Below are 21,816 nucleotides of genomic sequence, written 5' to 3' on the forward strand. Positions count from 1 at the left end.
ACGCGTTTGTGCAGCGTGCTGAGGTGCGCTCGCCCCGGCGCAGGTCACCGCGCGCCGTCCTAGACTCACCGACGTGCACGACCTCGCTCCAATGGCCCGCTTCGGCGGCCTCGTCGCCTCCGATCTGCAGGATGTGACCAGTGATCCCGCAGCCCTCGACTCATCCGGCTTCTGGGCGGTATCGGCCGGTTTCGAGGGCCGGCTCGTCTGCGCCCGCTTCGCCACCGTGCGCACCGCGGCGGTGCCCGCACCGGTGCGCGGTGCCTGGCGTGGCCCCGCCGCCGGTGACTGGACCTCGTCCCTCGACCGCGCCGCATACACGGCAGGTGTACGCCGCATCCGCGCGTACATCGCGACGGGCGAGGTCTACCAGGCCAATCTCTGCCGCGTACTGACGGCGCCGCTGCCCGATCCGGCCGCGGCGGACGTGGACGCCCTCACCGCACTGCTGGCGCGGGGTAACCCGGCCCCGTACGCAGGAACGATTCGGCTGCCCGGCCACGGCGTCGGGATCGCGACCGCCTCGCCGGAGCTGTTCCTGCGCAGGGACGGCCGCACGGTCGAGTCCGGACCGATCAAGGGCACCGGCCGCACCGAGGCCGATCTGCTGGAGAAGGACCATGCCGAGAACGTGATGATCGTCGACCTGGTCCGCAACGACCTGGGCCGGGTCTGCGCCACCGGATCGGTCACGGTCCCCGACCTCTGCGCCGTCGAGAAGCACCCGGGCCTCGTCCACCTCGTCTCGACCGTGCGCGGCCGGCTCGCCGACGGCGTCGGCTGGCCGGAGCTGCTTGCCGCGGCCTTTCCGCCGGGATCGGTGACCGGGGCCCCCAAGACCAGTGCGCTGAGGATCATCGAGGAACTGGAGACCGCCCCGCGCGGTCCGTACTGCGGCGGCATCGGCTGGGTGGACGCGGACCGGGCCACCGCCTCCCTCGCCGTGGGCATCCGCACCTTCTGGACCGACCGCACGGGCGACGCTCCGGTGCTGCGGTTCGGCACCGGAGCCGGTATCACCTGGGGCTCGGATCCGGAGCGTGAGTGGGACGAGACCGAACTGAAGGCGTCCAGGCTGCTCGCGGTAGCGTCGGGCGCCTACGAAGCAACCGGAAGGACCGCACCATGAAGATCTGGGTCAACGGGCGACTGCGGGCCGCCGATGACGCCCGGGTGTCCGTGCTCGACCACGGGCTGACCGTCGGCGACGGCATCTTCGAGACGGTGAGGACCGCCGGCGGCAGGCCGTTCGCACTCACCCGCCACCTCGACCGGCTGACCCGCTCCGCCCTGGGCCTCGGCCTGCCCGCGCCCGACCTGGACGAGGTGCGCCGGGCCTGCGCCGCCGTGATCGAGGCCAATCCCGCCGCGCTCGGCAGACTCCGCATCACCTACACCGGCGGGATCTCGCCGCTCGGCTCGGACCGGGGCACCGCGGGCCCCGGCCTGGTCGTCGCCCTCGGCGAGGTGACGCGTCGCCCGGACACCACGGCCGTCATCACGGTCCCCTGGACACGCAACGAACGCGGCGCGCTCACCGGGCTCAAGACCACCTCGTACGCGGAGAACGTCGTCGCCCTCGCCCGTGCCCACGAGCGCGGCGCCTCCGAGGCGCTGTTCGCCAACACCGTCGGCCGGCTCTGCGAAGGCACCGGCTCCAATGTCTTCGTCGTCCTCGACGGGCAGCTGCACACGCCGCCGGTCGCCTCCGGCTGTCTGGCCGGGATCACCCGCGCACTGGCGGTGGAGTGGGCCGGGGCGCAGGAGACGGACCTGCCGTTCGACGTCCTGGACCGGGCCGAGGAGATCTTCCTGACCTCCACCCTCCGCGACATCCAGGCCGTCCACCGGGTCGACGGCCGGGAGCTGCCCGGCGGGCCGGGTCCGGTGACCGCCAAGGCCATGCGCGTCTTCGACGAGCGGGCCGCCGACGATCTGGACCCGTGACCATAACGTCAGGACGGCAGGCCCGCTGAGCGGCCCGTCCCCGTAAAAGCGGATGACGGGCCCGTGCGCAGGGGATAGAAATCCTCTGATGACCACGACACTCCGGCCCTCCGGGCCGATCCAGCCAGGCGCCGACGGCGCACAGAGCCGCGCGTACGACGTGTGCGACAACGGGCGCCCCGTCGGCACCGTGGAAATCGCCACGGAACCCGGGTCGGACGGCGCGACGGGGATGCTGAGCTCCGTGCGGATCGACGAGCCGGTCCGGCGGCGAGGCCGCGGCACCATCGCCGCGCTGGCGGCCGAGGAGGTGCTGCGGGGCTGGGGCTGTACGCAGGTGCAGGCGGAGGTCGCCCCCGACAACACCGCGGGCCAACGGCTGACCACCGCACTCGGCTACACCGAACGCAGCCGGAACATGATCAAACAGCTGCCCGCCGACCCCCCGGCACTGCCCGACGGGCTGTCCGCACGGCCGATGACGCCCGAGGAGTACACGGACTGGGAGGACCGCGCGATCGCCGGGTACGCGGAGAGCCTGGTGACACGCGGCACCCCGCGGGAGTCGGCGCTGCGGGCGGCCCGCGCCTCGCACGCCAGGCATCTGCCGCAGGGCCTGGCCACCGAGGGCGCGCAACTGCACCACCTCATCCACGAGGACGAGAAGGCCGGGTTCCTCTGGGTGGCGCGATACGAGATGCACCCCGGCCAGGTGGTCGGCTATGTCTTCGATGTCGAGGTGGACGAACGCTTCCGGGGGCGGGGTTTCGGCCGGGCGCTGATGCTCCAGGCCGAACGTCTCGCGCTCGCCGCCGGCGACACGCGGCTGGGCCTGCACGTCGTCACGGCCAACACACCGGCACTCCGGCTGTACGAGTCGCTCGGCTACCGGCCGACCCGCCACAACCTGACCAAACCACTCTGACCTGCCGGTCGGCCGCGCGGGACATCGGCTGACGGCGGCCCCGGGGCGTCGTCGGCAGCCCGGCCCGCGCGCCGCTCCCCGTCCTCAGCCCTGTTCGGCGAGCAGCCGGTCGGTGATCGCCTCGATCCGTTCACGCAGTCCGTCCTGGCTCTTGCCGCCGTCCAGCCGCTCGCCACCGATCACGTACGTGGGCGTGCCGGTGACCCCGATCGCCTTGCCCTCGGCCTGGTCGGCGTCGACGATCAGCATGTGGCGGCCGTCGATCAGGGCGGTGTCGAACTCCTCGGCGTCCAGACCCAGTTCCCCCGCCACCTCGACCAGCAGCGGTTCGCCGGTGCGGCCCAGGTCGGCGGTGCGGGCGAGCACCGCCTCGATGTACGGCCAGTCCTTGCCCTGCGCCGCGGCCTCCTCGGCGGCCTGCGCGGCGGCGAAGGCGTGCTTGTGCTTCTCCAGCGGGAAGTGCCGGAACCGGATGTCGATCCGGTCGCCGTACCGGGCGCGCAGGGCGTGCACATCGGTGAGGGCGTGGTGGCAGTCGGGGCACTGGAGCTCGCACCAGACTTCGAGGACGACCGGTGCTGCGGGGGTGGAATCGCTCATGGGGCCAGTCTCCCAGGGTGCGCGGGGGTGCCACGACCGGCATCGGGCGGAGCGGGCGGTGGGCGGCGTCTTCCGTCGGCCCCGATCTGGGCCGTACGGCACCTGGGGAGGATTCCGGCCCTGAAATGTCCCTGATGTGGGCTCGGGGCGTGGCCGTCCGCCCGGTCGCCGGTGCAGGATGGAAGGGACGTTTCCCCTGCGCCTGGAGGCCCCGATGCTTGCCGAGACCATTTGCTCCGCGGTGTCCGCGGCGGGCTTGGGCATCGCCGCCGTCACCGCGTACCGGAAGCGGTTCCTCACGGCGACCAGGATCGCCGCCTACTCGCTGGTCCCGATCGGTCTGGTGCTGACCGGCGTCGTCGAGTGGGTGTCGGACATCGCCTTCAAGCCGAGCGTCTGGCTCGGCTTCGGAGTGCTGGGGGTGGCCTGGCTGCTGTTCATGACGACGCGCGCGATCGAGCGCCGGGGCGGTGGCACCCGCAAGGAGCGCAAGGCGGCGGCCCGGGCCGCGCAGAGCGACGCGGTGGCACCGGCGGCTTCGGCCCCCTCGCTGGGGGCGGGCGTACCGGCTGCCGACCCGCGGCAGAAGCCGAAGAAGCAGTCCACCGCCGCGGGGTCGGGCGACGACTTCAGCGACATCGAGGCCATCCTGAAGAAGCACGGCATCTGAGCACCGCCCGGTCCGGGCGCCTGCCTCTCGGACCGCTTGGGGGTCGGTGACCCCGCTCGCATGAATCGATTCAGGTATGATCCTTGACGGCATTCGGCCGGGGGGCTAGCGTCCCGACCGGATTGAAACAATTCATTCACGCCCGTCCGTAAGATGGGGTGACGCCGCTTGACGAGCGCGGCCGGGGCAGTGGGGCAGGACTAGTGGCGCGTGTGGCAGGGATCAAGGATGTGGCCCGGCAGGCCGGGGTCTCCGTGGGCACGGTCTCCAATGTGATCAACCGCCCCGAGGCGGTGCTGCCCGACACCCGGGCCCGGGTGCTGGCCGCCATCGAGGAGCTCGGCTACGTCCGCAGCGAGTCGGCCCGCCAGCTCAGGGCCGGCCGCAGCCGGATCATGGCACTCCTCGTCCTGGACATGGGCAACCCCTTCTTCGTCGACGTGGCCCGCGGGGCCGAACGTGCCGCCCGGCAGGCGGGGCTCGGCGTGATGGTCTGCAACAGCGGCCAGAGCCCCGCGGAGGAGGCCGAATACCTCGGCCTCTTCGCGGAACAGCGCGTATGCGGCGTACTGGTCACCCCGGCCGACGCGACCGGCCGCAACCTCGAGTCCTTCGCCCGCCACCGGATTCCCTATGTTCTGGTGGACCGGGTGGCATCCGGCACCGGGACCTGCGCCGTCTCCGTCGACGACGTGCGGGGCGGTACCCTGGCCGTCGGCCATCTGATCTCGGCCGGCCACCGCTCGGTGGCGTACGTCAGTGGCCCCGGCGACCTGCACCAGATCAGGGACCGCCGCCAGGGCGCGCTGACCGCCCTCGCCGAGGCCGGGCTGCCGCCCGAGGCGCTGGTGGAGATCCCCTCCGACCGCCTCGACGTCGCGGCGGGCCGTGACGCCGGGGCCCGGCTGCTCGGGCTCGTCCCGCGTCCCACCGCGGTGTTCTGCGCGAACGACCTGCTCGCCCTGGGCGTGCTCCAGGCCCTGTACGCGGCGGGGGTGCGGGTGCCTCAGGACATCGCCATCGTCGGGTACGACGACATCGAATTCGCCGCCGCCGCTGCCGTCCCGCTCACCTCTGTCCGTCAGCCCGCGGTCGTGATGGGCCGGATGGCCGCCGAACTCCTGCTGGAGGAGGCGGACGACGAGGGCGGCACCCACGAACACCGCAGCGTCGTGCTCCAGCCGGAACTCGTCGTGCGCGCGTCGAGTTCCACGCCCCGCTGAGCCCTGCCGCCCGGCCGGCCCCTCAGACTTCCCTCTCCCGTTCCTTCCTCTGCCGTTCCTTCCGCATGCCCGAAATGGAGACGCCGTGTCCCTGTTCGACCTGCCCTTGGATGAACTCCGCACCTACCGGCCGGAGTCCGGTGAACCCGACGACTTCGACGCCTTCTGGCGCCGCACCCTCGACGAAGCCGGCGCGCACCCGCTGGACGCCGAATTCAGTTCCTACGACGCCGCGTTGAGTCATGTCGACGTCCACGACGTGTCGTTCGCCGGCTGGGGCGGCCACCGCATACGCGCCTGGCTGAACGTGCCGGCGGGCGCCGAGGGCCCCCTGCCGACCGTCGTCCACTACCTCGGTTACGGCAGCGGGCGCGGACTGCCGCACGACCACCTGGTCTGGCCCGCCGCCGGCTGGGCCACCCTGGTCGTGGACACCCGCGGCCAGGGCGCCGTCAACAGCCATTCGGCGGGCTCCACCGCCGACCCGCACGGCGGCGCCAACCCGCAGTCGCCCGGATTCATGACCCGCGGCATCCTCGACCCCGACGAGTACTACTACCGCCGGGTGTTCACCGACGCGGTGCGCGCCGTCGAGGTGGCCCGCGCCCACCCGTCCGTCGACCCGGACCGGATCGTCGTGCACGGCGGCAGCCAGGGCGGCGGCATCGCCCAGGCGGTGGCGGGGCTCAGCCCGCACGTCAGGGCCGCGCTCGTCGACGTACCGTTCCTGACGCACTACCGGCGGGCCGTCGAGATCACCGACAAGGACCCGTACCAGGAGATCGTGCGTTTCCTGGCCACCCAGCACGGCCATGCCGACCAGGTGTTCCGGACTCTTTCCTACTTCGACGGCATCAGCTTCGCCGCCCGGGCGGACATGCCGGTGCTGTACTCGGTGGCTCTGATGGACCCCATCTGCCCGCCGTCCACGGTCTTCGCCGCCTACAACAACTGGGCAGGCCCCAAGGAGATCGAGGTCTACCCCTGGAACGGCCACGAGGGCGGCACATCGGTCCACCGCGCGGTGCAGCTGCGTATGCTGCGCGACCTGGGCTGACCGGAGCGGGGCCGGGGTGCGGGGCGCGGAGGACCGCAAGCCTGCCGGGGAGCGGAGTTCCGAAAGCCTGCAGGGAAGAGCGAAGTCCCGAATGCCTGACGGATGATCGGACGCCGGAGCGATTCGGCGCGCCCTGTGAGGAGTGAACTACCCTCGTGAAAAGGTGTGTTGGCTGCCCGAGGGGGCCGGTCTGCGTCATGATCGTCCCGAGATGGTGGACACCTCCCGGGGCGATGCCCCCGCACCCCCCGCCGAAGAGCCGCGTGGCTGCCTCTTCGCGCTTTCCCAGCCCCCTCTGATGATCTTCCTCACGGTGATCGGCGGCCTGCTGCTGATGGCCGCGTTGCACGATCTCTTCGTGCTGTGAACCGTCAGCCGGCCGCTTCCCTGCGGCGCGCCCGGTACGCGGCGACGTGCAAGCGGTTACCGCAGGTGCGGCTGGAGCAGTAGCGACGGGAGCGGTTGCGCGAGAGGTCGACGAAGGCGTGCCGGCAGTCCGGCGCCTCGCAGCGCCGCAGCCGCTCCGTCTCGCCCGCCACGATGATGAAGGCGAGGGCCATGCCGCAGTCGGCCGCCAGGTGGTCGGCGAGCGAGGCGTCCGGCGCGAAGTAGTGCACGTGCCAGTCGTAGCCGTCGTGGTTGCTGAGCTGCGGCGTGGTGCCCGCGGCGGCCACGAGTGTGTTGACGAGCGAGGCGGCGACCTGTGCGTCGGTCGCGGCGAAGACGTCGGCGAACCGCGCCCGTACGTCGTGGACGGCGCGGAGGTCCTTCTCGTCGAGTTCGTTCACGCCGCTCACCCGGTGGCGTCCGGCGAACGCGTAGAGCGCCTCGATGTCGGCGAGCCCGTCGACGGGTGAGCCGCCCTCGGGCCGCTCGCTCTCCGGCGCGGTGTTCACCAGATCGACCACCGTTTCGAGGGCGATCCGGGTGTCGTGGGGGATCAGCACGCTTCCGCTCCCTGGCCTCCGGCGGGCAGGACGCCCGCCGATGCCGGCTGACTCTACTGGCACGGTCCTGACGCGTCGGGGCGCGAGGGCCCTTTGAGGCCCCTGGGGCACGTTGCGGCCGCCCGTTGCGCCCACTCGCCCACTGGATGGGGAAGGGGCTCCAGGGGGCGTCTGGCGGCCTCGTGGAGGCACCGGTGGGGGTGCGGCGGTGTGACGGGGGAGCGGGGAACGCGGACCGGCGCCGTCACCACGGTGGATTCCGTGGTGACGGCGCCGGTGTCAGCCCTATGAGGTTGTCCGTGCGGTGCCGTCTCCCCGAGTCGACGGCGCCGTGCGGCTCTCGGCCTGGCTCAGCTTTCGGCCAGGATGTGTGAGAGCTCCGTATCGAGATCGAAGTGACGATGCTCGGTCCCTGGCGGAACCGCGGCGTCGGTCCTTTTCAGGAACGACTCCAGGGCCCGCGCAGGGGCCTCCAGCAGGGCTTCGCCCTCTGGAGAACTCAGTGCGATACAGACGACGCCCTGGCCGTGACTACGGGATGGCCAGACGCGGACGTCTCCGGTGCCGGTGGGCCTGTGCAGCCCCTCGGCAAGGAGGTCGCGGGCGAAAACCCACTCGACCGTTTCCTCCGCTCCGGTGTGGAAGGTGGCGTGCACGGCATACGGATCGGCCGTGTCATACCGCAGGCCCGCGGGTACAGGCAGTGAGGACTCGCTCGACACAACGAGGCGCAGGTGCAGCTCGCAGCTGACCGTGGTGTTCATAAGCGCCAGGGCCTTTCGCTCAGTGTGCGCTCGGGGATTCGCACGTCGGCGAAATCGACATGCCACCTACGGTGGTGTTGTAAACCCCTCTGACCGTTTTGTGATCCTTCAGGTAGCTCGTACAGCGGTGTGTAACTTTGGGTGATGCGGCCATTCCGGTGACGAGGAGCGTTCCGGTAGGTTGACCCCCATGAATGCGGAGAGTGACGAGCGGGACGGAGCCGCCGCACCGGCGGATCCGGCGCCCGCGACGGGGGATGTGCCGAAGAGCGTGACGGGGGACGTCACGGAGGGTGTGACGAAGGAGGACAGGGAGCTCGGCTCCAGGGCGCCCGGGTTCATCAAGGCGTCCAGGACGCTGCACCTGAGCTGGCAGGTCGGTGTGTTCGTGGTCGGCCTGGCCGTGGTGGCGGCCGGCATCGTCATGCTGCCGCTGCCCGGTCCCGGCTGGCTGGTGATCTTCGGCGGCATGGCGATCTGGGCGACCGAGTTCGTCTGGGCCCAGCTGGTGCTGCGCTGGACGCGCCGGAAGGTCACCGAGGCCGCCCAGCGCGCGCTCGATCCCAAGGTCCGGCGGCGCAACATCGCGCTCACGGCGATCGGTCTCGTGATCATCGCGGTGCTGGTGGGGATCTATGTGTGGAAGTTCGGAATCGTCATGCCGTGGAAGATCAACGAGTGACCCGGGGATGGTCGGGGGGCGCCGCTGACATGGGGTAATGTTTGGCGTGCGCCCGGGCGATTAGCTCAGTGGGAGAGCGCTTCGTTCACACCGAAGAGGTCACTGGTTCGAACCCAGTATCGCCCACCCCGGACCGACGGCCCGGAAGCTTCTGAAGCTTCCGGGCCGTCGGCGTTTTTGCGTGTGTCGTTCAAGCGCTTCGACTGATTTTCGTCCCAACTGTTGACGTCGCCGGTGCCGCTCCTTACCTTGACCCGGCAAGCGCTTTCTAAAACGATTCAATCAAGCGTAGGGGCGAACTATGTCTCGGAACCAGGGCATGGACCGGCGGCAGATGCTGAAGCTCGCGGGCTTCTCGGCTGCGGGTCTCGGGCTGACCGCGGCCGGCTGCGGCTCGGGCGGCGGCTCGAACGGGCCGGTCACCATCCGGCATGCCTGGTGGGGCGCCGACGACCGGGCGAAGAAGGTCCAGGAGTGCGTCACGCTCTTCGAGAAGAAGCACCCGAAGATCAAGGTGAAGACGGACTTCCAGCAGTACCCGGACTTCTGGAAGAAGTTCAACACCCAGGCGGCCGGCGGCAACCCGCCGGACGTCATCCAGAACGCGGTCACCTTCCTGCGCAAGTACGAGGCGAAGAACGTCCTGCTCGACCTCAACCCGCAGGCGAAGAAGGGCAACCTCAAGCTCGAGGGCTTCCGCGCCGGACTGGAGAAGTTCGCCGAGATCGACGGCAAGCTGCTCGGTGTGCCGGTCGGCAGCAACTCGATGGCCCTGGTCATCGACGAGAAGGTCTTCGAGAAGGCCGGCGTCGACCACAGCCTCGGCTGGACCTGGGACGACTGGTACGCGGGGCTGCAGAAGATCAAGTCCGGTCAGGGCATAGCCGGCGACTCCGGTCCGCACGGCGTCATGTACCTCTACGACCTGATCCTCCGCCAGAACGGCAAGGCGTTCTTCACCGAGGAGGGCATGGGCTTCGGCGAGAGCGAACTGCTGCCGTACTGGACCGAGGCGCTCGCCAGGGTCAAGTCCGGCGTCTACGCCGACCAGAAGAAGGTCGAGCAGATCAAGCCCGCCTCCGCACTCGCCAAGGGCCTCTCCGCCGGGGAGTTCACCTGGGACAACTTCTCCGTCCGCTACAGCGCGGAGGGCAAGAGCAGCTACAGCCTCGCGCCCATCCCGACCACCGACGGCAAGAAGACCGGCCAGTACCTCGGCTCGCTGATGCTCAGCGGCACGGCCCGCACCAAGCACCCCGCCGAGGTCGCCACCTTCATCAGCTTCATGACCCACGACCCCGCTGTCGCCCGCATCATGGGCTACGACCGCGGAGTCCCCGCCACCACCGCCCAGTTCGAGGCCTTCCAGCCCACCGACGCCCCGAGCAAGGCGATCGGCGCGTACGAGACCGAGATCGCCAAGGCGGGCGTGCTGGAGCCCATCACCCCGCACCCGGCCGGTGCCGACGTCGTCGAGGCCGCGTTCCTGCGCATCGGCGGCGACATGTCCCTGGGCAAGGCCTCGCCGGAGGACTCCGTCAAGCAGTTCTTCTCCGAGGCGAAGACCGCCCTCGCCTCGAACTGAGAGGAATGACGCGGTGACTCACATCCAGACCTCCACGAGCGGCCCGGTCCTCGACAAGGACCTCGCCGCCGTGGAGCGGAGCGGCCCGGGACGCAAGACCCGCCCCGCTCCGCGACCGCGGGGCCACCGCGAGAATCTGACCGGCTATCTCTTCATGTCGCCCTGGATCGCGGGCTTCCTGTTCCTGATCGCCGGACCCATGGTCTTCTCGCTGTACCTCGCGTTCACCGACTACAACCTCTTCGACGCCCCGAAATGGGTCGGCCTGAAGAACTTCACCGACATGTTCGCCGACCCCCGCTGGCGCCAGTCGGTCAAGGTGACCTCCTGGTACGTGGTGATCGGCACCCCGATCAAGCTGGCCGCCGCACTCGCCGTCGCCATGCTGCTGGCCCAGAAGCGCTGGGGTCAGTCGTTCTACCGGGCCGCGTTCTACGCGCCGTCGCTGATCGGTGCGAGCGTCTCGGCCGCCATCGTCTGGCGCGCCCTGTTCTCCGACGACGCCGTCGTCGACCGGGGGCAGCAACTGTTCGGCATCGACGCCGGCGGCTGGATCGGCGACCCGGACATGATCATCTATGCGCTGGTGGGCCTCACGGTCTGGCAGTTCGGCGCCCCGATGGTGATCTTCCTGGCCGGCCTCAAGCAGGTCCCCAGAGAGCTGTACGAGGCCGCGGAGATGGACGGGGCGGGCCCTTGGCGCCGGTTCTGGAGCGTCACCCTGCCGATGATCTCCCCGGTGCTGTTCTTCAACGTCCTGCTGGAGACCATCCACTCCTTCCAGATCTTCGGATCGGCCTACATCGTCAGCAACGGCAGCTGCGGCCCGGCCGACGCGACGCTCGTCTACACCTGTTACCTGTACGACCAGGGCTTCGCGAACAGCCGGATGGGCTTCGCCTCCGCCATGGCATGGCTGCTGCTCGTCGCCGTGGGCCTGGTCACCGCCGTGCTGTTCTGGTCCCAGAAGCGCTGGGTGCACTACGAGGAGGGGGCCCGATGACCCCGATGGACACCACTGCCGTACGACGCCGGCTTCCCGGCTCCCTCGCCTGGCACATCGGCGCGCTCGCCCTCCTGGTGGTGGTTCTCTACCCGGTGGTGTGGACGATCGGCGCCTCGTTCAAGCCGAGCGAGGACATCGTCGGCGCGCTGAACCTCTTCCCGACCGACCCGATCACCGACAACTACCACCGGCTCGCCGACGGCATCGCCGACATCCCGATCTGGAAGTTCTTCCTGAACTCGGCCTACATCTCGGTCGGTTCCGTGATCGGCGTCGTCATCTCCTGTTCGCTCACGGCCTACGCCTTCACCAAGGTCCGCTTCGCCGGGCGCAACGCCATGTTCGCCATCATGATCGGGACGCTGCTGCTCCCGTACCACGTACTGATCATTCCGCAGTACGTGATGTTCCAGAAGCTGGAGCTGATCAACACCTTCACTCCGCTGCTGATCGGCAAGTACCTGGCCACCGACGCCTTCTTCGTCTTCCTGATGGTCCAGTTCATGCGCGGGCTGCCCAAGGAACTCGACGAGGCCGCGCGGCTGGACGGCTGCGGGCACCTGCGGATCTACTGGTCGATCGTGATGCCGCTGTGCCGGCCCGCGCTCATCACCAGCGCCATCTTCACCTTCATCCAGGCCTGGAACGACTTCATGGGCCCGCTGCTCTACCTCAACGAGCCGGACAAGTACACCGTCTCGATGGGGCTGCGGATGTTCATCGACCAGGACGCCGTCGCCGACTACGGCGGCATGATCGCGATGTCACTCGTGGCCCTGCTGCCGGTGCTCGCCTTCTTCCTGGCCTTCCAGCGCTACCTCATCGACGGCATGGCCACCTCCGGCCTGAAGGGCTGAGCACCCCGTGGCGACGAAATCCCCCGCCGCACCCAGGACCTCCTTCGTCCGGGAGCGATTCAGCGTCTTCTCCGAATGCCTGCTCACCGGCGTGTGGATCACCGTCGCCGCCCTGCCGCTCGTCACGTTCCCCGCGGCCTTCGCCGCGGGGAGCCGGCACCTGCGCCGCTACCTGGCCGGTGAGGCGGGCGGGCTGCGGGAGTTCGCCGCCGATGTACGGGAGGCGTTCCGCAGCGGCTGGCGGGTCTCCCTGCTGTGGTGGGCGGCGCTCGCGCTGCTCGCCTTCGACTGGCAGGTCGCCCGGTCCGGACTGCTGCCGGGCGGCCGTCCGCTCATGGCGGTGAGCCTGCTCGGCCTGCCGGCCGTGGCCGTCTGGGGGCTGCGTACGGCTGCCGCCTGGCACCCCGGAACCCCCTGGGCGCAGACCGTGCGGACCGCGGGCCGCCGGACCTTCACCGACCCGGCAGGATCCCTCCTGCTCGTCGGCGGATTCGTCGCCCTGGCCCTCGCCACCTGGCAGATTCCGCCCCTGGCCGCACCCGCCCTCGGCTGTCTCGCCGCGGCGGCGGTCGCCGCCGACCGCCGCTGACCCGGCGGCCGGACCCACCTACCGAACCACCTCCCACCACGCGTCAGCGTGCGATCAGTCATGCCCATTTTCGCCACGAGTTCTCGCCACGAATTGGAGTCGTGATGTCCCCGATCCCCCGCCGTACCGTCCTCAAGGCAGCCGCCGTCGCCGGCGCGGCCACCTCCTTCTCCTGGGTGCTCAACGACACCGCCCAGCAGGCCAACGCCGCCACCGGGAAGGCCACCGAAGGCCCAGTCGAGATCGGCTGGCTGGAGGAGGACGGCCTCGGCGCCGCCCCCGGCTCCACCTTCGGTGTCCCCTGGGCCAAGGGCCGCTTCCCCGCCGACCAGAAGTTCGCCCTGGCCACCGCCGACGGCAAGGACATTCCCGTCCAGACCTGGGCCACCGCCAAATGGCCCGACGGCTCCCTGAAGTGGACCGCCCACGCGGTCGGCCCCGAGGCCGCGGGCGCCAAGAAGTTCACCCTCACCACCGGCGAACCCGCCACCGCCACCCACAAGGTCAGCGTCAAGAACAGCGGCGGCTCGATCACCGTCTCCACCGGAGTCATCACCGCGAAGATCGGCAAGACCGGCTCCTCGCTCGTCACCTCCCTCACCCGAGGCTCGACCGAGATCGCCAAGGACGGCCGCCTCGTCCTCATCCGACAGGGCGAGATCGAGGACGGCGACCAGGGGCAGGAGAAGTACGAACGCTTCGAGAGCGCCATCAGCAAGACCGAGGTGGAACAGAGCGGGCCCGTCCGCGCCGTCGTCCGCATCGACGGCAAGCACCGGCACGGCAACCGCTCCTGGCTCCCGTTCTCCGTCCGTCTCTACTTCTACGCGGGCGCCGAATCGTTCCGCATGATGCACACCATCACCTTCGACGGCACCCAGGAACCCGGCAAGGCGAGCGGCGACTTCATCCGCGGCCTCGGCGTCCGCTTCACCGTCCCCATGCGCGACGAGACCTACGACCGCCACGTCCGCATCGGCGGCGACGAGACGGGCATGCTCCGCGAAGCCGTCAAGGGCATCACCGGACTGCGCCGCGACCCGGGAGCGGCAGTCCAGGCCGCCCAGTTCGAGGGCACGAAGCTGCCCGACCCGGCCACCTGGGACCAGCGCGTCACCACCCGCCTCCCGCTCATCCCCACCTGGGGCGACTACACCCTCAGCCAGCTCTCCGCCGACGGCTTCTCGCTGCGCAAGCGCACCAAGAAGGGCCACGGCTGGATCGCCGCCGGCGGCGGACGGCGCGCCTCCGGATTCGGTTACGTGGGCGGCGCAAGCGGCGGACTCTCCTTCGGGCTGCGCGACTTCTGGGAGAAGTTCCCCGCCCAGCTCGACATCCGCGGCGCCGACACCGACGCCGCCGAGGTCACCCTCTGGCTCTGGTCTCCCGAGGCCGAACCGATGGACCTGCGCTTCTACCACGACGGCCTCGGCCAGGACACCTTCGCCGAACAGCTCGAAGGCCTCAACATCACCTACGAGGACTACGAGCCCGGCTTCGGCACCCCGTACGGCATCGCCCGCACCAGCGAACTCGTCTTCTGGGCCAACGACTCCACCCCCAGCGCCGAGGCCCTCGCCCAGCAGACCCGCACCGTCCGTACCCTCCCGCAGCTCGTCGCCCCGCCGTCCCAGCTCATCGGGGCCGGCGTCTTCGGCGGACTCTTCTCCCCGGTCGACCGCTCCACGCCCGCCAAGGCGAAGATCGAGGACCACCTGGACTTCCTTTTCACGTACTACAAGGACCAGGTCGAGATGCGCCGCTGGTACGGCTTCTGGGACTACGGCGACATCATGCACTCGTACGACCCCGCCCGGCACCAGTGGCGCTACGACGTCGGCGGCTACGCCTGGGACAACTCCGAACTCTCGCCCGACCTCTGGCTCTGGTACGCCTACCTGCGCTCCGGACGCGCCGACATCTTCCGCTTCGCCGAGGCCATGACCCGCCACACCGGCGAGGTCGACGTCTACCACCTCGGCGACTGGGCCGGCCTCGGCACCCGCCACGGCGTCCAGCACTACGCCGACAGCGCCAAGCAGCAGCGCATCGCCAACACCACCTACCGGCGCTTCTACTACTTCCTCACCGCGGACGAACGCGTCGGCGACCTGATGCGCGCCAACGTCGACTCCGACGAGACCTTCCTCGGCCTCGACCCCCTCCGCAAGATCCGCACCGAGCCCTACACCCCGGACCGCCACGCCCTGTCCGTCGGCTTCGGCACCGACTGGAGCGGACTCGTCTCCGCCTGGCTCACCGAATGGGAACGCGGCGGACCGCAGGCCGAGAAGGCCAAGGCCCGCGTGCTCGGCACCATGGAGACGATCGCCGCCCAGCCCAATGGATTCGTCCAGGGCAGCGGCCTCTACGACCTGGACACCGGCAAGTTCGCCGTCGCCACCGAACCCGTCGTCAGCGTCTCCCACCTGTCCGGCGTCTTCGGCCTCAACGAACTGTGCGCCGAACTCATCGGCCTGATCGACATGCCGAAGTTCAAGGAGGCGTACCTCGACTACTGCCGCTACTTCAACGCCACCAAGGCCGAACAGACCGCCCGCTACGGTTCCAACTTCGGCACCCTGCTCCTCTTCCAGGGCCACTCCAGGATGGACGCCTACGCCGCCGTGCAGACGGGCGACGAGAAGCTCGCCGCCCGTGCCTGGGAGAAGTTCTACAACAGCGACGGCTACAAGGAATCCGCCCCCTGGAAGACCGAGAAGGTGAGTGGCCCGGTCACCACCGTCCCGGGCAGCGAGGCCAACTGGGTCTACACCAACGACACCGCGCTGTACGGACTCGCCGCCATCGAGAACCTCGCCCTCGTCGCGGACCACATGCCGGCCTGAGGCCCATGAGGGCGCCCCGGGCCGGCATGCGGCAGATCACCGCATCCGGCCCAGGGCGTCCCGCAGCCGCCGGGCATCCCGCAGCCGCTTCTCGTACGTCGCCCCCACCGCCAGCAGCAGCACCCCGGCCAGCGCCGGCGCCACCCAGCGCGGCATCGCACCCACCACCTGCACCACATACGGCGCCAGCTCGTGCAACGCGTCCAGCGCCAGCACCGCACCGCCCAGCACCAACAGGGCCTGGAGCCGCAGCCGCGCCCCCAGCAGTGTGATCACCAGCGCCGCCACCCCCAGCAGCAACGGCCGCAGCCAGTGCGGATCGCCCCAGGCGGCGAAGAGCGCCGGCACCAGAGTCACCGCCAGGCCCGCCCCGTACGCAGTCCACGAGGACGCCGCGGGATCGCGACGACGGCGCAGCACGCCGATCACGAGCGCCGGCACGGTCACCGGCAGCGTGTACGCCTCCGGGGACGACACCCCGGAGGCCGACAGCCGCACCCAGGACGCCAGGACGAACAGCACCGTCGCCAGGTACCCGGCCACCTTCCGCCGCTCCGGGCGCAGCGCCGTACCCGCCGCCAGCACTCCGCCGAGGGCCAGCACCAGAGCCAGGAACGGCGGGTCGTCCAGAGCCGCCACGACCGCGGCGAGGCCCACCGCCGCGCCGGTCAGTTCGAGCGGCAGCGCCACCGGGTGCCCCTTCAGCCGTGCACCCAGCCCCGCCGTCACCGCCGGGACGACGAGCAGCACCGGCGCCGTCTCGTACGCTTCGAGCCCCATCGACGCACCGAACGCGACAGCGAGCACCGCGGCACAGACCACCGCCGCACACGCCAGCACCGCCTGCACGGACACGAACACCGCGGAACGCGACGGTTCCCCCGGCGCGTCCAACGCCGTCGCAGCTCCGGCGAACAACAGCAACAGCGCCCCGAACACCGCGTAGGTGGCAGGCTCCGAACCCAGTGACAGCAACGCCACGTCCACCGCACCCGCCGACGCACACACCCACGCGCTCACCGCCACACCCGTCATCCCGCGGCGCGACGCGCCCGACGCGAGGGCCACCACCGCCGCGACGAGCATCCACTGCAGCGCGACAGCCGCCGTGTACGAGACGTCCAGCGCGGGCGGCAGCACCGTGAGGCCCGCCCAGCCGACCACCACCGCCGACGCCGCCAAGGCCGTCCGCCACACGGGCCCGGGGGACAGCGCCGGCCCTGCCCACCGCACCACGCCCTCCCACGACCGGTACGCAGCCCCGAGCGCGGCGGCCACCATCAGCAGCACCACCGGAGCCGCCGCCATCTCCTGCCACGGCAGGTCCGTGGCCCCCAACGCACCCCGGACCCCAGTGCCCGGCATCCCCGACCACAGCCGGCCCAGCTGAGCCACCGGACCCACCAGCACCACCGCGACCGGGGCGGCGGAGAACAGCACCGACGCGACCGTCACCGAACCCGCCGCCCACACCAGCCCCCGCACGGCCGGACGCCCCAGCGGAGCCCGTACGCCCAGCAGCAGCAGCCCACCGCACACCAGATACACCGGAACCGCCCAGCCACCTGACACACCGGCGGCCGGCACCCCGCCCACCGCCGCGACGGCGGCCAGCCCGGCCACAGCTCCACCCGCCCCCGCGAGAGCCACCGGCGCCCGCCGGGCACCCGCGAGAGCGATCACCGCACCTGCGAGGAGCAGCGCCCCCGGCACCACCGCACCTGCCGGCCCCTCGGCCGACACCGACTTCACCAGAGCCACCAGCAGCCCGGAACCGCCCGTGGCCCAGAGACCGGCACAGGCCGTGACCCGGACCGCAACTCCCTTGAACCACACGGCGATCACGCAGTCCAGTGCGGCCGTCGCCAGCAGCGCGACGGCGAACACCAGGGCATCCGCCTCCCCGGCCCACGCCCACAGCACCAGCGGCAGCTGCGCGCTGAGCACTGCCAGCGGGAGCGGCAGCCGCAGCCGGTCCAGCAGCAGACCGTAGAGGGCCCAGAGCCCCGCCAGCACGGCCGAGGCGGCCGCCGCGTAACCGAGCACGCCGGCTTCCGGAACCGCGACCAGGTAGAGGGCGAAGGCGTCCAGCACCATCAGCACGGACGCCAGCGCCCCGAGCGCCTCCGCCGTCGAGGACAGGCCCCGCCGAAGGAGCATCGCGGGCGCGGCCAGAGCCGCGACCGTGACAGCGGTCAGGACCGCAGAACGGCCGCCGATCCCCATCTGACCCCAGCTGACCAGGGTGAACGCGATCGCGGCGATCGTCAGCAGCAGCCCGCCGAGGACGAGCAGCACATTCTGCGCGCTACCGGTACGGACCGGGGGAGCGGGCGGCGCGAACGGCGGCGCGAATGGAGCCGGAGCCCCGGCACGGGCCGGAAGCTGCGGGAACTGCGGCGCGTGCGGCGTGGCCGGCCGGGGACCGGGCGCCTGCAGCACGTTCAGCAGCCAGGTACGACGGGTCAGCAGCTGGGACCGGCGGAGATCGAGCCGGGCGAGCTCACGGTCGAGGATGACCAGTTCCTCGGCGGGTGGCGGCACATGTTCCATGCAGGCGAGTGTGGTCCCGGCCACGCGACCGGGTATGCGCACGCGTACTCAGATCCCCGGCTGAGTACGCGCATCCTGGAGACATGGACTGGAGTCACTACCGATTCGTCAGTGTCTGGGACCTTCCTGCTCCGCCCGGCACCGTCTACGCACACCTCGAACGCGTCGAGCACTACCCGCAATGGTGGCCCCAGGTCCGCGAGGTCACCCCCGTCGACGACACCTCCGGCACCGCCCGGATCCGCTCCCTCCTCCCGTACGACCTCGTCATGACCATGTGCGCACGCCGCCGGGACCTGCCCGGCGGCATCCTCGAAGTGACGCTCACCGGCGACCTCGAAGGCTGGGCGCGCTGGACCGTCGTGCCGCGCGGTGCCGGGAGCCGTGCCACGTACGAACAGGAGGTCGTGGTGCGCCGTGCGCTGATGCGGGTCCTCGCGGTGCCGGGACGGCCCGTGTTCCGGGCCAATCACGCCCTGATGATGCGGGCCGGACGACGCGGTCTCGCGGCCCGGCTGGAAGCGGTTTGAACCACACCCGCCGAGCCCTGTATGGTTCAACCCGTTCCCGGGCGATTAGCTCAGTGGGAGAGCGCTTCGTTCACACCGAAGAGGTCACTGGTTCGAACCCAGTATCGCCCACCCCGGGAGAGGCCGGTCCGTCAGCAACACCGACGGACCGGCCTCTGCGTGTCCGGGTGCCGGAACCGCATCCGCTCACGCCGCGGCACGGAACTCCGGGCGCAGCGGCCAGGCCGGGTCCACCGTCTCCGGCGTCCCGCTCTTGGCGAACCAGGCCTGCAGGCCACGTGCCTGGGCGGCATGCCACACCGCCTGGAGCGTGTGCAGCTCCGCCGGTGACAGCCGCTCCAGACGGGTCGCGAACCGTCGCCCCACCGCACGGACCAGCTCCAGCGACGCCGCCGCATCGGCCGCCGCGTCGTGGGCGCCGTCCAGCACCACCCCGTACAGCTCGCAGAGATCCGTGAGCGTGCGCCGGCCCTTGCGGTAGCGGTCCAGATGCTTGTCGAGCACCCGCGGATCCAGCACACACAGCGAGGTGTTCTCCAGGTAGCCGGCGAGCGACGACGCCCGGTGCCGCCGCAGCTCCCGGTCCAGCAGCGTCAGATCGAACGGCGCGTTCATCACCACCAGCGGCCGGCCCGCCGCGCTCTGCTCGGCCAGCGCCCTGGCTATCTCCTCGACCACCGGCGCGGGCCACCGCCCGTTGCGCTGCAGGTGGTCGTCGGTCAGGCCGTGGATCTCCGTCGCCCCCACGGGCACCGGAATTCCCGGATTCACCAGCCAGCGGGTGACACGCGGCCGCCCGCCGGCGCTGTCCTGGACGACGAGCGCGGCCGAAACGATCCGGTCCTGCTCGACGTCCACTCCCGTCGTCTCGGTGTCGAAAGCGGCCAGTGGCCCCTCGTACCAATGAGTCATCCCCGAACTCCTCGCGCCCGAGCGGCAGATGGTGAGATTCCTCTGCCCGGTTCGGTGATACCCGCACCCTTTGCCTGATACGCCGTTTGAGGCCCGTCCTGTGCGGTGACAACACAGTTGACGGGGCTGGAGGTTGAAACGCCGCCGCGTCCAACTCACCCATCGGCACAGCCCGGAAGGCCTACGGAGCCATGGCGCTCGCGCAGCCCGAACCGAGTGGACTGCTGCCCCAGCGGTCCGCACCGCTGCGCGGCGCACTCGCCACCACCGCCTGCATGGAGACCCTCCAGGTGGGGTACTTGCACGCGGTCGCGGCCGCGGCGGGGTGCTCTCTGTCGCAGCCCTTCCCCGACAACGGCATCGACTGGCACGTCAGCCACGGAGCCCCCGGTCATGTCGTCGACGACGAGGTGACCATCAAGGTCCAGCTGAAGTGCACCTACCAGATACCGGCCCGCCCGCCCGGCCCGACGTTCGCCTTCACGCTCGACAACGCCCACCTCGTGAAGCTCGCACGCACCCCCGTGTCCGTGCACAAGATCCTCGTCGTGATGCTCGTGCCCCGCAGCCAGGACGACTGGCTGCGGGCCGGACACGACCGCCTCGACCTGCGGCACTGCTGTTACTGGACCAACCTGGCCGGTCACGCCGTGACCGGCCGGCACCGGACCACCGTGCGGATCCCGACCTCGCGCATCTTCGACGACCGAGCGCTCTGCGAGATCATGACCCGTGTCGGGGCGGGAGGGAGACCCTGATGCACCTGCCGATGGACGAGCCCGTCAACGAAGTGTTCCCGTCAGCCGTCCGACCCCACCCCGGTGAGCCCGCAGGGCCCTGGCCCACCGGCTCACCGGACGGCGGCCTTCCCGCCCCTGCCCGCGTCGACCCCGCGGTCCTCGGCGTCCTGCTCGCCCGGCACGGCTGGCAGCGGCGCGGCGGTGCGGCCGGGCGCTACAGCCGCTGGACCCCGCCCGGCCCGCCCGGCGGCTCCACCAGCCTGCTCGTGCCCGACACCACCGCGTTCCCCGACAGCGAGGACCTGCTGGGCGAGGCCCTGACCGCCCTGGCCCGCAGCGCCGCCCCCTCCGCCCGCGAGGTCCTGGTCTCGCTCACCGTCCCCAGCGACGAGATCCGCTGGTGGCGCGACGTGCCCGAACCGGCCGCCGGAGCCGTCGGGGCGGCCAGCTGGACCGGGGCGGAGCAGCTGCACGGTGCGGCCCGGCAGATCCTGCTGGCCGGCGCGCTCGCCGTCCGCGGCCGGGCCGGCTACCACGGCGCCCGCCACCGCCGCCGCGCCCTGGCGACGCTCGGCTCCGTCCTGATCGGCCCCGCACCGGGCGGCCGCGACCTCACGGCGTTCGTCCCCGTCGAGGCGGACCGCCCCCTCGCCGTCCGGCTCTACCACGCCCTGCACGCCGCCCGGGAGGCCGTCGACTACCAACGGGCCACCGGCGGCATGGAGGCCTTCGACACCGCCGTCGAGGCGGGCGTCAGCCGCGAACTGACCGAGGCGGTCATCGCGCTCGTCCGGGGATCGGAGGGGGCCGGGATCGCACTGGACTGGGCGCCCGCGGCCGGAGCCCCCGACGGCTGCCCGGCACGCCCCGAACCGGTCGAGTTCTCCCCGGGCGACCTGCCGGCCCTTCGCCGGGCGGGCGCCCGCTACCTCCGGGACGAGCCCGCGGTGACGGTACGGATCACCGGCGCCGTCGTCCGCCTGCGCCGCTCGGGTCCGCGCGGGGCCGGAATCGTACGGCTGCGGGTCCTGGCAGGCGCGGAGGTGCCGCACGTACGGCTGGAGCTCGACGAGGAGGCGTACCGGATCGCGGGGCAGGCGCACCTGGTGGGGCTGCCGGTGCGGGTGGAGGGCAGGCTGGAGAGCCGGGGCGGCTTCCGGCGGCTGACCAGGGCCTCGCAGGTGGTTCCGGTGCAGGTCGACGAGGAGGAACGGGACCGGCTGATGAAGTCGCTCCAGGAGAACGTCGACTATTTCGAGGAGGCGTGCACGGGGGAGTAGCGGGGCGGCGGCGGCCCATTTCGCTATGGGGGCCGTGGGCTCGGTACGATTCCCCTTGCGTCCGCCATGGGAATGCGGGTGCGCCCCCTCAGTCAGGAGA

The 21,816-nt window shown here is 71.0% G+C and carries 21 protein-coding genes and 2 tRNA genes; 18 read left to right on the forward strand and 5 right to left on the reverse strand.

From position 1 onward, the window contains the following. Positions 1–91 precede the first annotated feature (91 nt). The 3 genes from OG912_RS29905 (at position 92) to OG912_RS29915 (ending at position 2,872) form a co-directional block, all read left to right on the forward strand. Positions 92–1,129 (forward strand): chorismate-binding protein, encoded by a 1,038-nt coding sequence (locus tag OG912_RS29905; protein ID WP_327713584.1) that lies wholly within the window; start codon positions 92–94, stop codon positions 1,127–1,129. Then, positions 1,126–1,947, forward strand: a complete 822-nt coding sequence (locus tag OG912_RS29910) for an aminotransferase class IV (protein ID WP_326735149.1) — start codon at positions 1,126–1,128, stop codon at positions 1,945–1,947. The genes OG912_RS29905 and OG912_RS29910 overlap by 4 nt, the downstream gene beginning before the upstream one ends. A gap of 88 nt (positions 1,948–2,035) precedes the next feature. Next, a complete protein-coding gene (locus OG912_RS29915; RefSeq protein ID WP_327712030.1) occupies positions 2,036–2,872 on the forward strand; it encodes a GNAT family N-acetyltransferase in 837 nt (278 codons plus the stop codon). 84 nt (positions 2,873–2,956) lie between these two features. On the opposite strand, the gene OG912_RS29920 is transcribed toward OG912_RS29915, so the two are convergent. Further along, positions 2,957–3,472: a DsbA family protein gene (locus tag OG912_RS29920; RefSeq protein ID WP_327712031.1), complete on the reverse strand. Its 516-nt coding sequence runs from the start codon at positions 3,470–3,472 to the stop codon at positions 2,957–2,959. A 214-nt stretch (positions 3,473–3,686) separates the two neighbouring features. Here OG912_RS29920 and OG912_RS29925 point away from each other — a divergent pair, with 214 nt between their 5' ends. The 4 genes from OG912_RS29925 (at position 3,687) to OG912_RS29940 (ending at position 6,789) form a co-directional block, all read left to right on the forward strand. Further along, positions 3,687–4,142 carry a hypothetical protein gene (locus OG912_RS29925; protein WP_327712033.1) on the forward strand — a complete coding sequence of 152 codons (456 nt, stop codon included), beginning with the start codon at positions 3,687–3,689 and terminating at the stop codon, positions 4,140–4,142. A gap of 203 nt (positions 4,143–4,345) precedes the next feature. Beyond that, positions 4,346–5,365, forward strand: a complete 1,020-nt coding sequence (locus OG912_RS29930) for a LacI family DNA-binding transcriptional regulator (RefSeq protein ID WP_326740524.1) — start codon at positions 4,346–4,348, stop codon at positions 5,363–5,365. Positions 5,366–5,450: 85 nt separating this feature from the next. After that, complete coding sequence (locus OG912_RS29935) at positions 5,451–6,422, forward strand: acetylxylan esterase (protein WP_327712034.1); 972 nt, start codon at positions 5,451–5,453, stop codon at positions 6,420–6,422. 211 nt (positions 6,423–6,633) lie between these two features. Continuing rightward, on the forward strand, positions 6,634–6,789 hold the full coding sequence (locus tag OG912_RS29940) for a hypothetical protein (protein WP_164494018.1): 156 nt from the start codon (positions 6,634–6,636) through the stop codon (positions 6,787–6,789). 4 nt (positions 6,790–6,793) lie between these two features. Here the strand turns inward: OG912_RS29940 and OG912_RS29945 are convergent, their stop codons facing one another. Together OG912_RS29945 and OG912_RS29950 are read right to left on the reverse strand one after the other, a co-directional pair. Next, complete coding sequence (locus tag OG912_RS29945; RefSeq protein WP_326735144.1) at positions 6,794–7,369, reverse strand: CGNR zinc finger domain-containing protein; 576 nt, start codon at positions 7,367–7,369, stop codon at positions 6,794–6,796. Between the two features lie 350 nt (positions 7,370–7,719). Beyond that, positions 7,720–8,133, reverse strand: coding sequence for an SsgA family sporulation/cell division regulator (locus OG912_RS29950; protein ID WP_003959770.1), 414 nt, complete (start codon positions 8,131–8,133; stop codon positions 7,720–7,722). A 190-nt stretch (positions 8,134–8,323) separates the two neighbouring features. Between OG912_RS29950 and OG912_RS29955 the strand changes: the two genes are divergently transcribed. The 7 genes from OG912_RS29955 (at position 8,324) to OG912_RS29985 (ending at position 15,701) form a co-directional block, all read left to right on the forward strand. Continuing rightward, a complete protein-coding gene (locus OG912_RS29955) occupies positions 8,324–8,815 on the forward strand; it encodes a TIGR02611 family protein (protein WP_326735143.1) in 492 nt (163 codons plus the stop codon). A gap of 54 nt (positions 8,816–8,869) precedes the next feature. Then, positions 8,870–8,941 (forward strand) — tRNA-Val (locus tag OG912_RS29960). A 175-nt stretch (positions 8,942–9,116) separates the two neighbouring features. Beyond that, positions 9,117–10,400, forward strand: coding sequence for an ABC transporter substrate-binding protein (locus OG912_RS29965; RefSeq protein ID WP_326735142.1), 1,284 nt, complete (start codon positions 9,117–9,119; stop codon positions 10,398–10,400). Positions 10,401–10,413: 13 nt separating this feature from the next. Continuing rightward, positions 10,414–11,403 carry a carbohydrate ABC transporter permease gene (locus OG912_RS29970; RefSeq protein ID WP_398972249.1) on the forward strand — a complete coding sequence of 330 codons (990 nt, stop codon included), beginning with the start codon at positions 10,414–10,416 and terminating at the stop codon, positions 11,401–11,403. Continuing rightward, complete coding sequence (locus tag OG912_RS29975; RefSeq protein ID WP_327712035.1) at positions 11,400–12,263, forward strand: carbohydrate ABC transporter permease; 864 nt, start codon at positions 11,400–11,402, stop codon at positions 12,261–12,263. The genes OG912_RS29970 and OG912_RS29975 overlap by 4 nt, the downstream gene beginning before the upstream one ends. Before the next feature lie 7 nt (positions 12,264–12,270). Next, on the forward strand, positions 12,271–12,852 hold the full coding sequence (locus tag OG912_RS29980; protein ID WP_327712036.1) for a hypothetical protein: 582 nt from the start codon (positions 12,271–12,273) through the stop codon (positions 12,850–12,852). Between the two features lie 104 nt (positions 12,853–12,956). Then, complete coding sequence (locus OG912_RS29985; RefSeq protein WP_327712037.1) at positions 12,957–15,701, forward strand: exo-rhamnogalacturonan lyase family protein; 2,745 nt, start codon at positions 12,957–12,959, stop codon at positions 15,699–15,701. Between the two features lie 36 nt (positions 15,702–15,737). On the opposite strand, the gene OG912_RS29990 is transcribed toward OG912_RS29985, so the two are convergent. Further along, entirely contained in the window at positions 15,738–18,254 is a 2,517-nt protein-coding gene (locus tag OG912_RS29990) for an SCO7613 C-terminal domain-containing membrane protein (RefSeq protein WP_327712038.1), read from the reverse strand. An 83-nt stretch (positions 18,255–18,337) separates the two neighbouring features. Here OG912_RS29990 and OG912_RS29995 point away from each other — a divergent pair, with 83 nt between their 5' ends. Both OG912_RS29995 and OG912_RS30000 read left to right on the forward strand, forming a co-directional pair. Then, the gene (locus OG912_RS29995) at positions 18,338–18,784 is read left to right on the forward strand and encodes an SRPBCC family protein (RefSeq protein ID WP_327712040.1); all 447 of its coding nucleotides are present in this window, start codon (positions 18,338–18,340) and stop codon (positions 18,782–18,784) included. A gap of 39 nt (positions 18,785–18,823) precedes the next feature. Continuing rightward, a tRNA-Val gene (locus tag OG912_RS30000) sits at positions 18,824–18,895 on the forward strand. A gap of 75 nt (positions 18,896–18,970) precedes the next feature. Here the strand turns inward: OG912_RS30000 and OG912_RS30005 are convergent. Continuing rightward, positions 18,971–19,696 carry a 3'-5' exonuclease gene (locus OG912_RS30005; RefSeq protein ID WP_326735136.1) on the reverse strand — a complete coding sequence of 242 codons (726 nt, stop codon included), beginning with the start codon at positions 19,694–19,696 and terminating at the stop codon, positions 18,971–18,973. A gap of 191 nt (positions 19,697–19,887) precedes the next feature. Here OG912_RS30005 and OG912_RS30010 point away from each other — a divergent pair, with 191 nt between their 5' ends. Together OG912_RS30010 and OG912_RS30015 are read left to right on the forward strand one after the other, a co-directional pair. Further along, the gene (locus OG912_RS30010) at positions 19,888–20,454 is read left to right on the forward strand and encodes a DUF4365 domain-containing protein (RefSeq protein WP_326735135.1); all 567 of its coding nucleotides are present in this window, start codon (positions 19,888–19,890) and stop codon (positions 20,452–20,454) included. After that, positions 20,454–21,716 (forward strand): hypothetical protein, encoded by a 1,263-nt coding sequence (locus OG912_RS30015; protein ID WP_327712041.1) that lies wholly within the window; start codon positions 20,454–20,456, stop codon positions 21,714–21,716. Before OG912_RS30010 ends, OG912_RS30015 begins: the two co-directional genes overlap by 1 nt. Positions 21,717–21,816 lie beyond the last annotated feature (100 nt).

The sequence above is a fragment of the Streptomyces sp. NBC_00464 genome (assembly GCF_036013915.1).
Taxonomy (GTDB): Bacteria; Actinomycetota; Actinomycetes; order Streptomycetales; family Streptomycetaceae; genus Streptomyces.

Excerpts from the sequence above, each read along its gene's own strand:
- OG912_RS29920 (WP_327712031.1), bottom strand. The coding sequence starts at position 3,472 with ATGAGCGATTCCACCCCCGCAGCACCGGTCGTCCTCGAAGTCTGGTGC.
- OG912_RS29995 (WP_327712040.1), top strand. The coding sequence starts at position 18,338 with ATGGACTGGAGTCACTACCGATTCGTCAGTGTCTGGGACCTTCCTGCT.
- OG912_RS29905 (WP_327713584.1), top strand. The coding sequence starts at position 92 with ATGGCCCGCTTCGGCGGCCTCGTCGCCTCCGATCTGCAGGATGTGACC.
- OG912_RS29915 (WP_327712030.1), top strand. The coding sequence starts at position 2,036 with ATGACCACGACACTCCGGCCCTCCGGGCCGATCCAGCCAGGCGCCGAC.
- OG912_RS29940 (WP_164494018.1), top strand. The coding sequence starts at position 6,634 with ATGGTGGACACCTCCCGGGGCGATGCCCCCGCACCCCCCGCCGAAGAG.
- OG912_RS29985 (WP_327712037.1), top strand. The coding sequence starts at position 12,957 with ATGTCCCCGATCCCCCGCCGTACCGTCCTCAAGGCAGCCGCCGTCGCC.
- OG912_RS29990 (WP_327712038.1), bottom strand. The coding sequence starts at position 18,254 with ATGGAACATGTGCCGCCACCCGCCGAGGAACTGGTCATCCTCGACCGT.
- OG912_RS29925 (WP_327712033.1), top strand. The coding sequence starts at position 3,687 with ATGCTTGCCGAGACCATTTGCTCCGCGGTGTCCGCGGCGGGCTTGGGC.
- OG912_RS29975 (WP_327712035.1), top strand. The coding sequence starts at position 11,400 with ATGACCCCGATGGACACCACTGCCGTACGACGCCGGCTTCCCGGCTCC.
- OG912_RS29955 (WP_326735143.1), top strand. The coding sequence starts at position 8,324 with ATGAATGCGGAGAGTGACGAGCGGGACGGAGCCGCCGCACCGGCGGAT.
- OG912_RS30005 (WP_326735136.1), bottom strand. The coding sequence starts at position 19,696 with ATGACTCATTGGTACGAGGGGCCACTGGCCGCTTTCGACACCGAGACG.
- OG912_RS29910 (WP_326735149.1), top strand. The coding sequence starts at position 1,126 with ATGAAGATCTGGGTCAACGGGCGACTGCGGGCCGCCGATGACGCCCGG.
- OG912_RS30015 (WP_327712041.1), top strand. The coding sequence starts at position 20,454 with ATGCACCTGCCGATGGACGAGCCCGTCAACGAAGTGTTCCCGTCAGCC.
- OG912_RS30010 (WP_326735135.1), top strand. The coding sequence starts at position 19,888 with ATGGCGCTCGCGCAGCCCGAACCGAGTGGACTGCTGCCCCAGCGGTCC.
- OG912_RS29950 (WP_003959770.1), bottom strand. The coding sequence starts at position 8,133 with ATGAACACCACGGTCAGCTGCGAGCTGCACCTGCGCCTCGTTGTGTCG.
- OG912_RS29965 (WP_326735142.1), top strand. The coding sequence starts at position 9,117 with ATGTCTCGGAACCAGGGCATGGACCGGCGGCAGATGCTGAAGCTCGCG.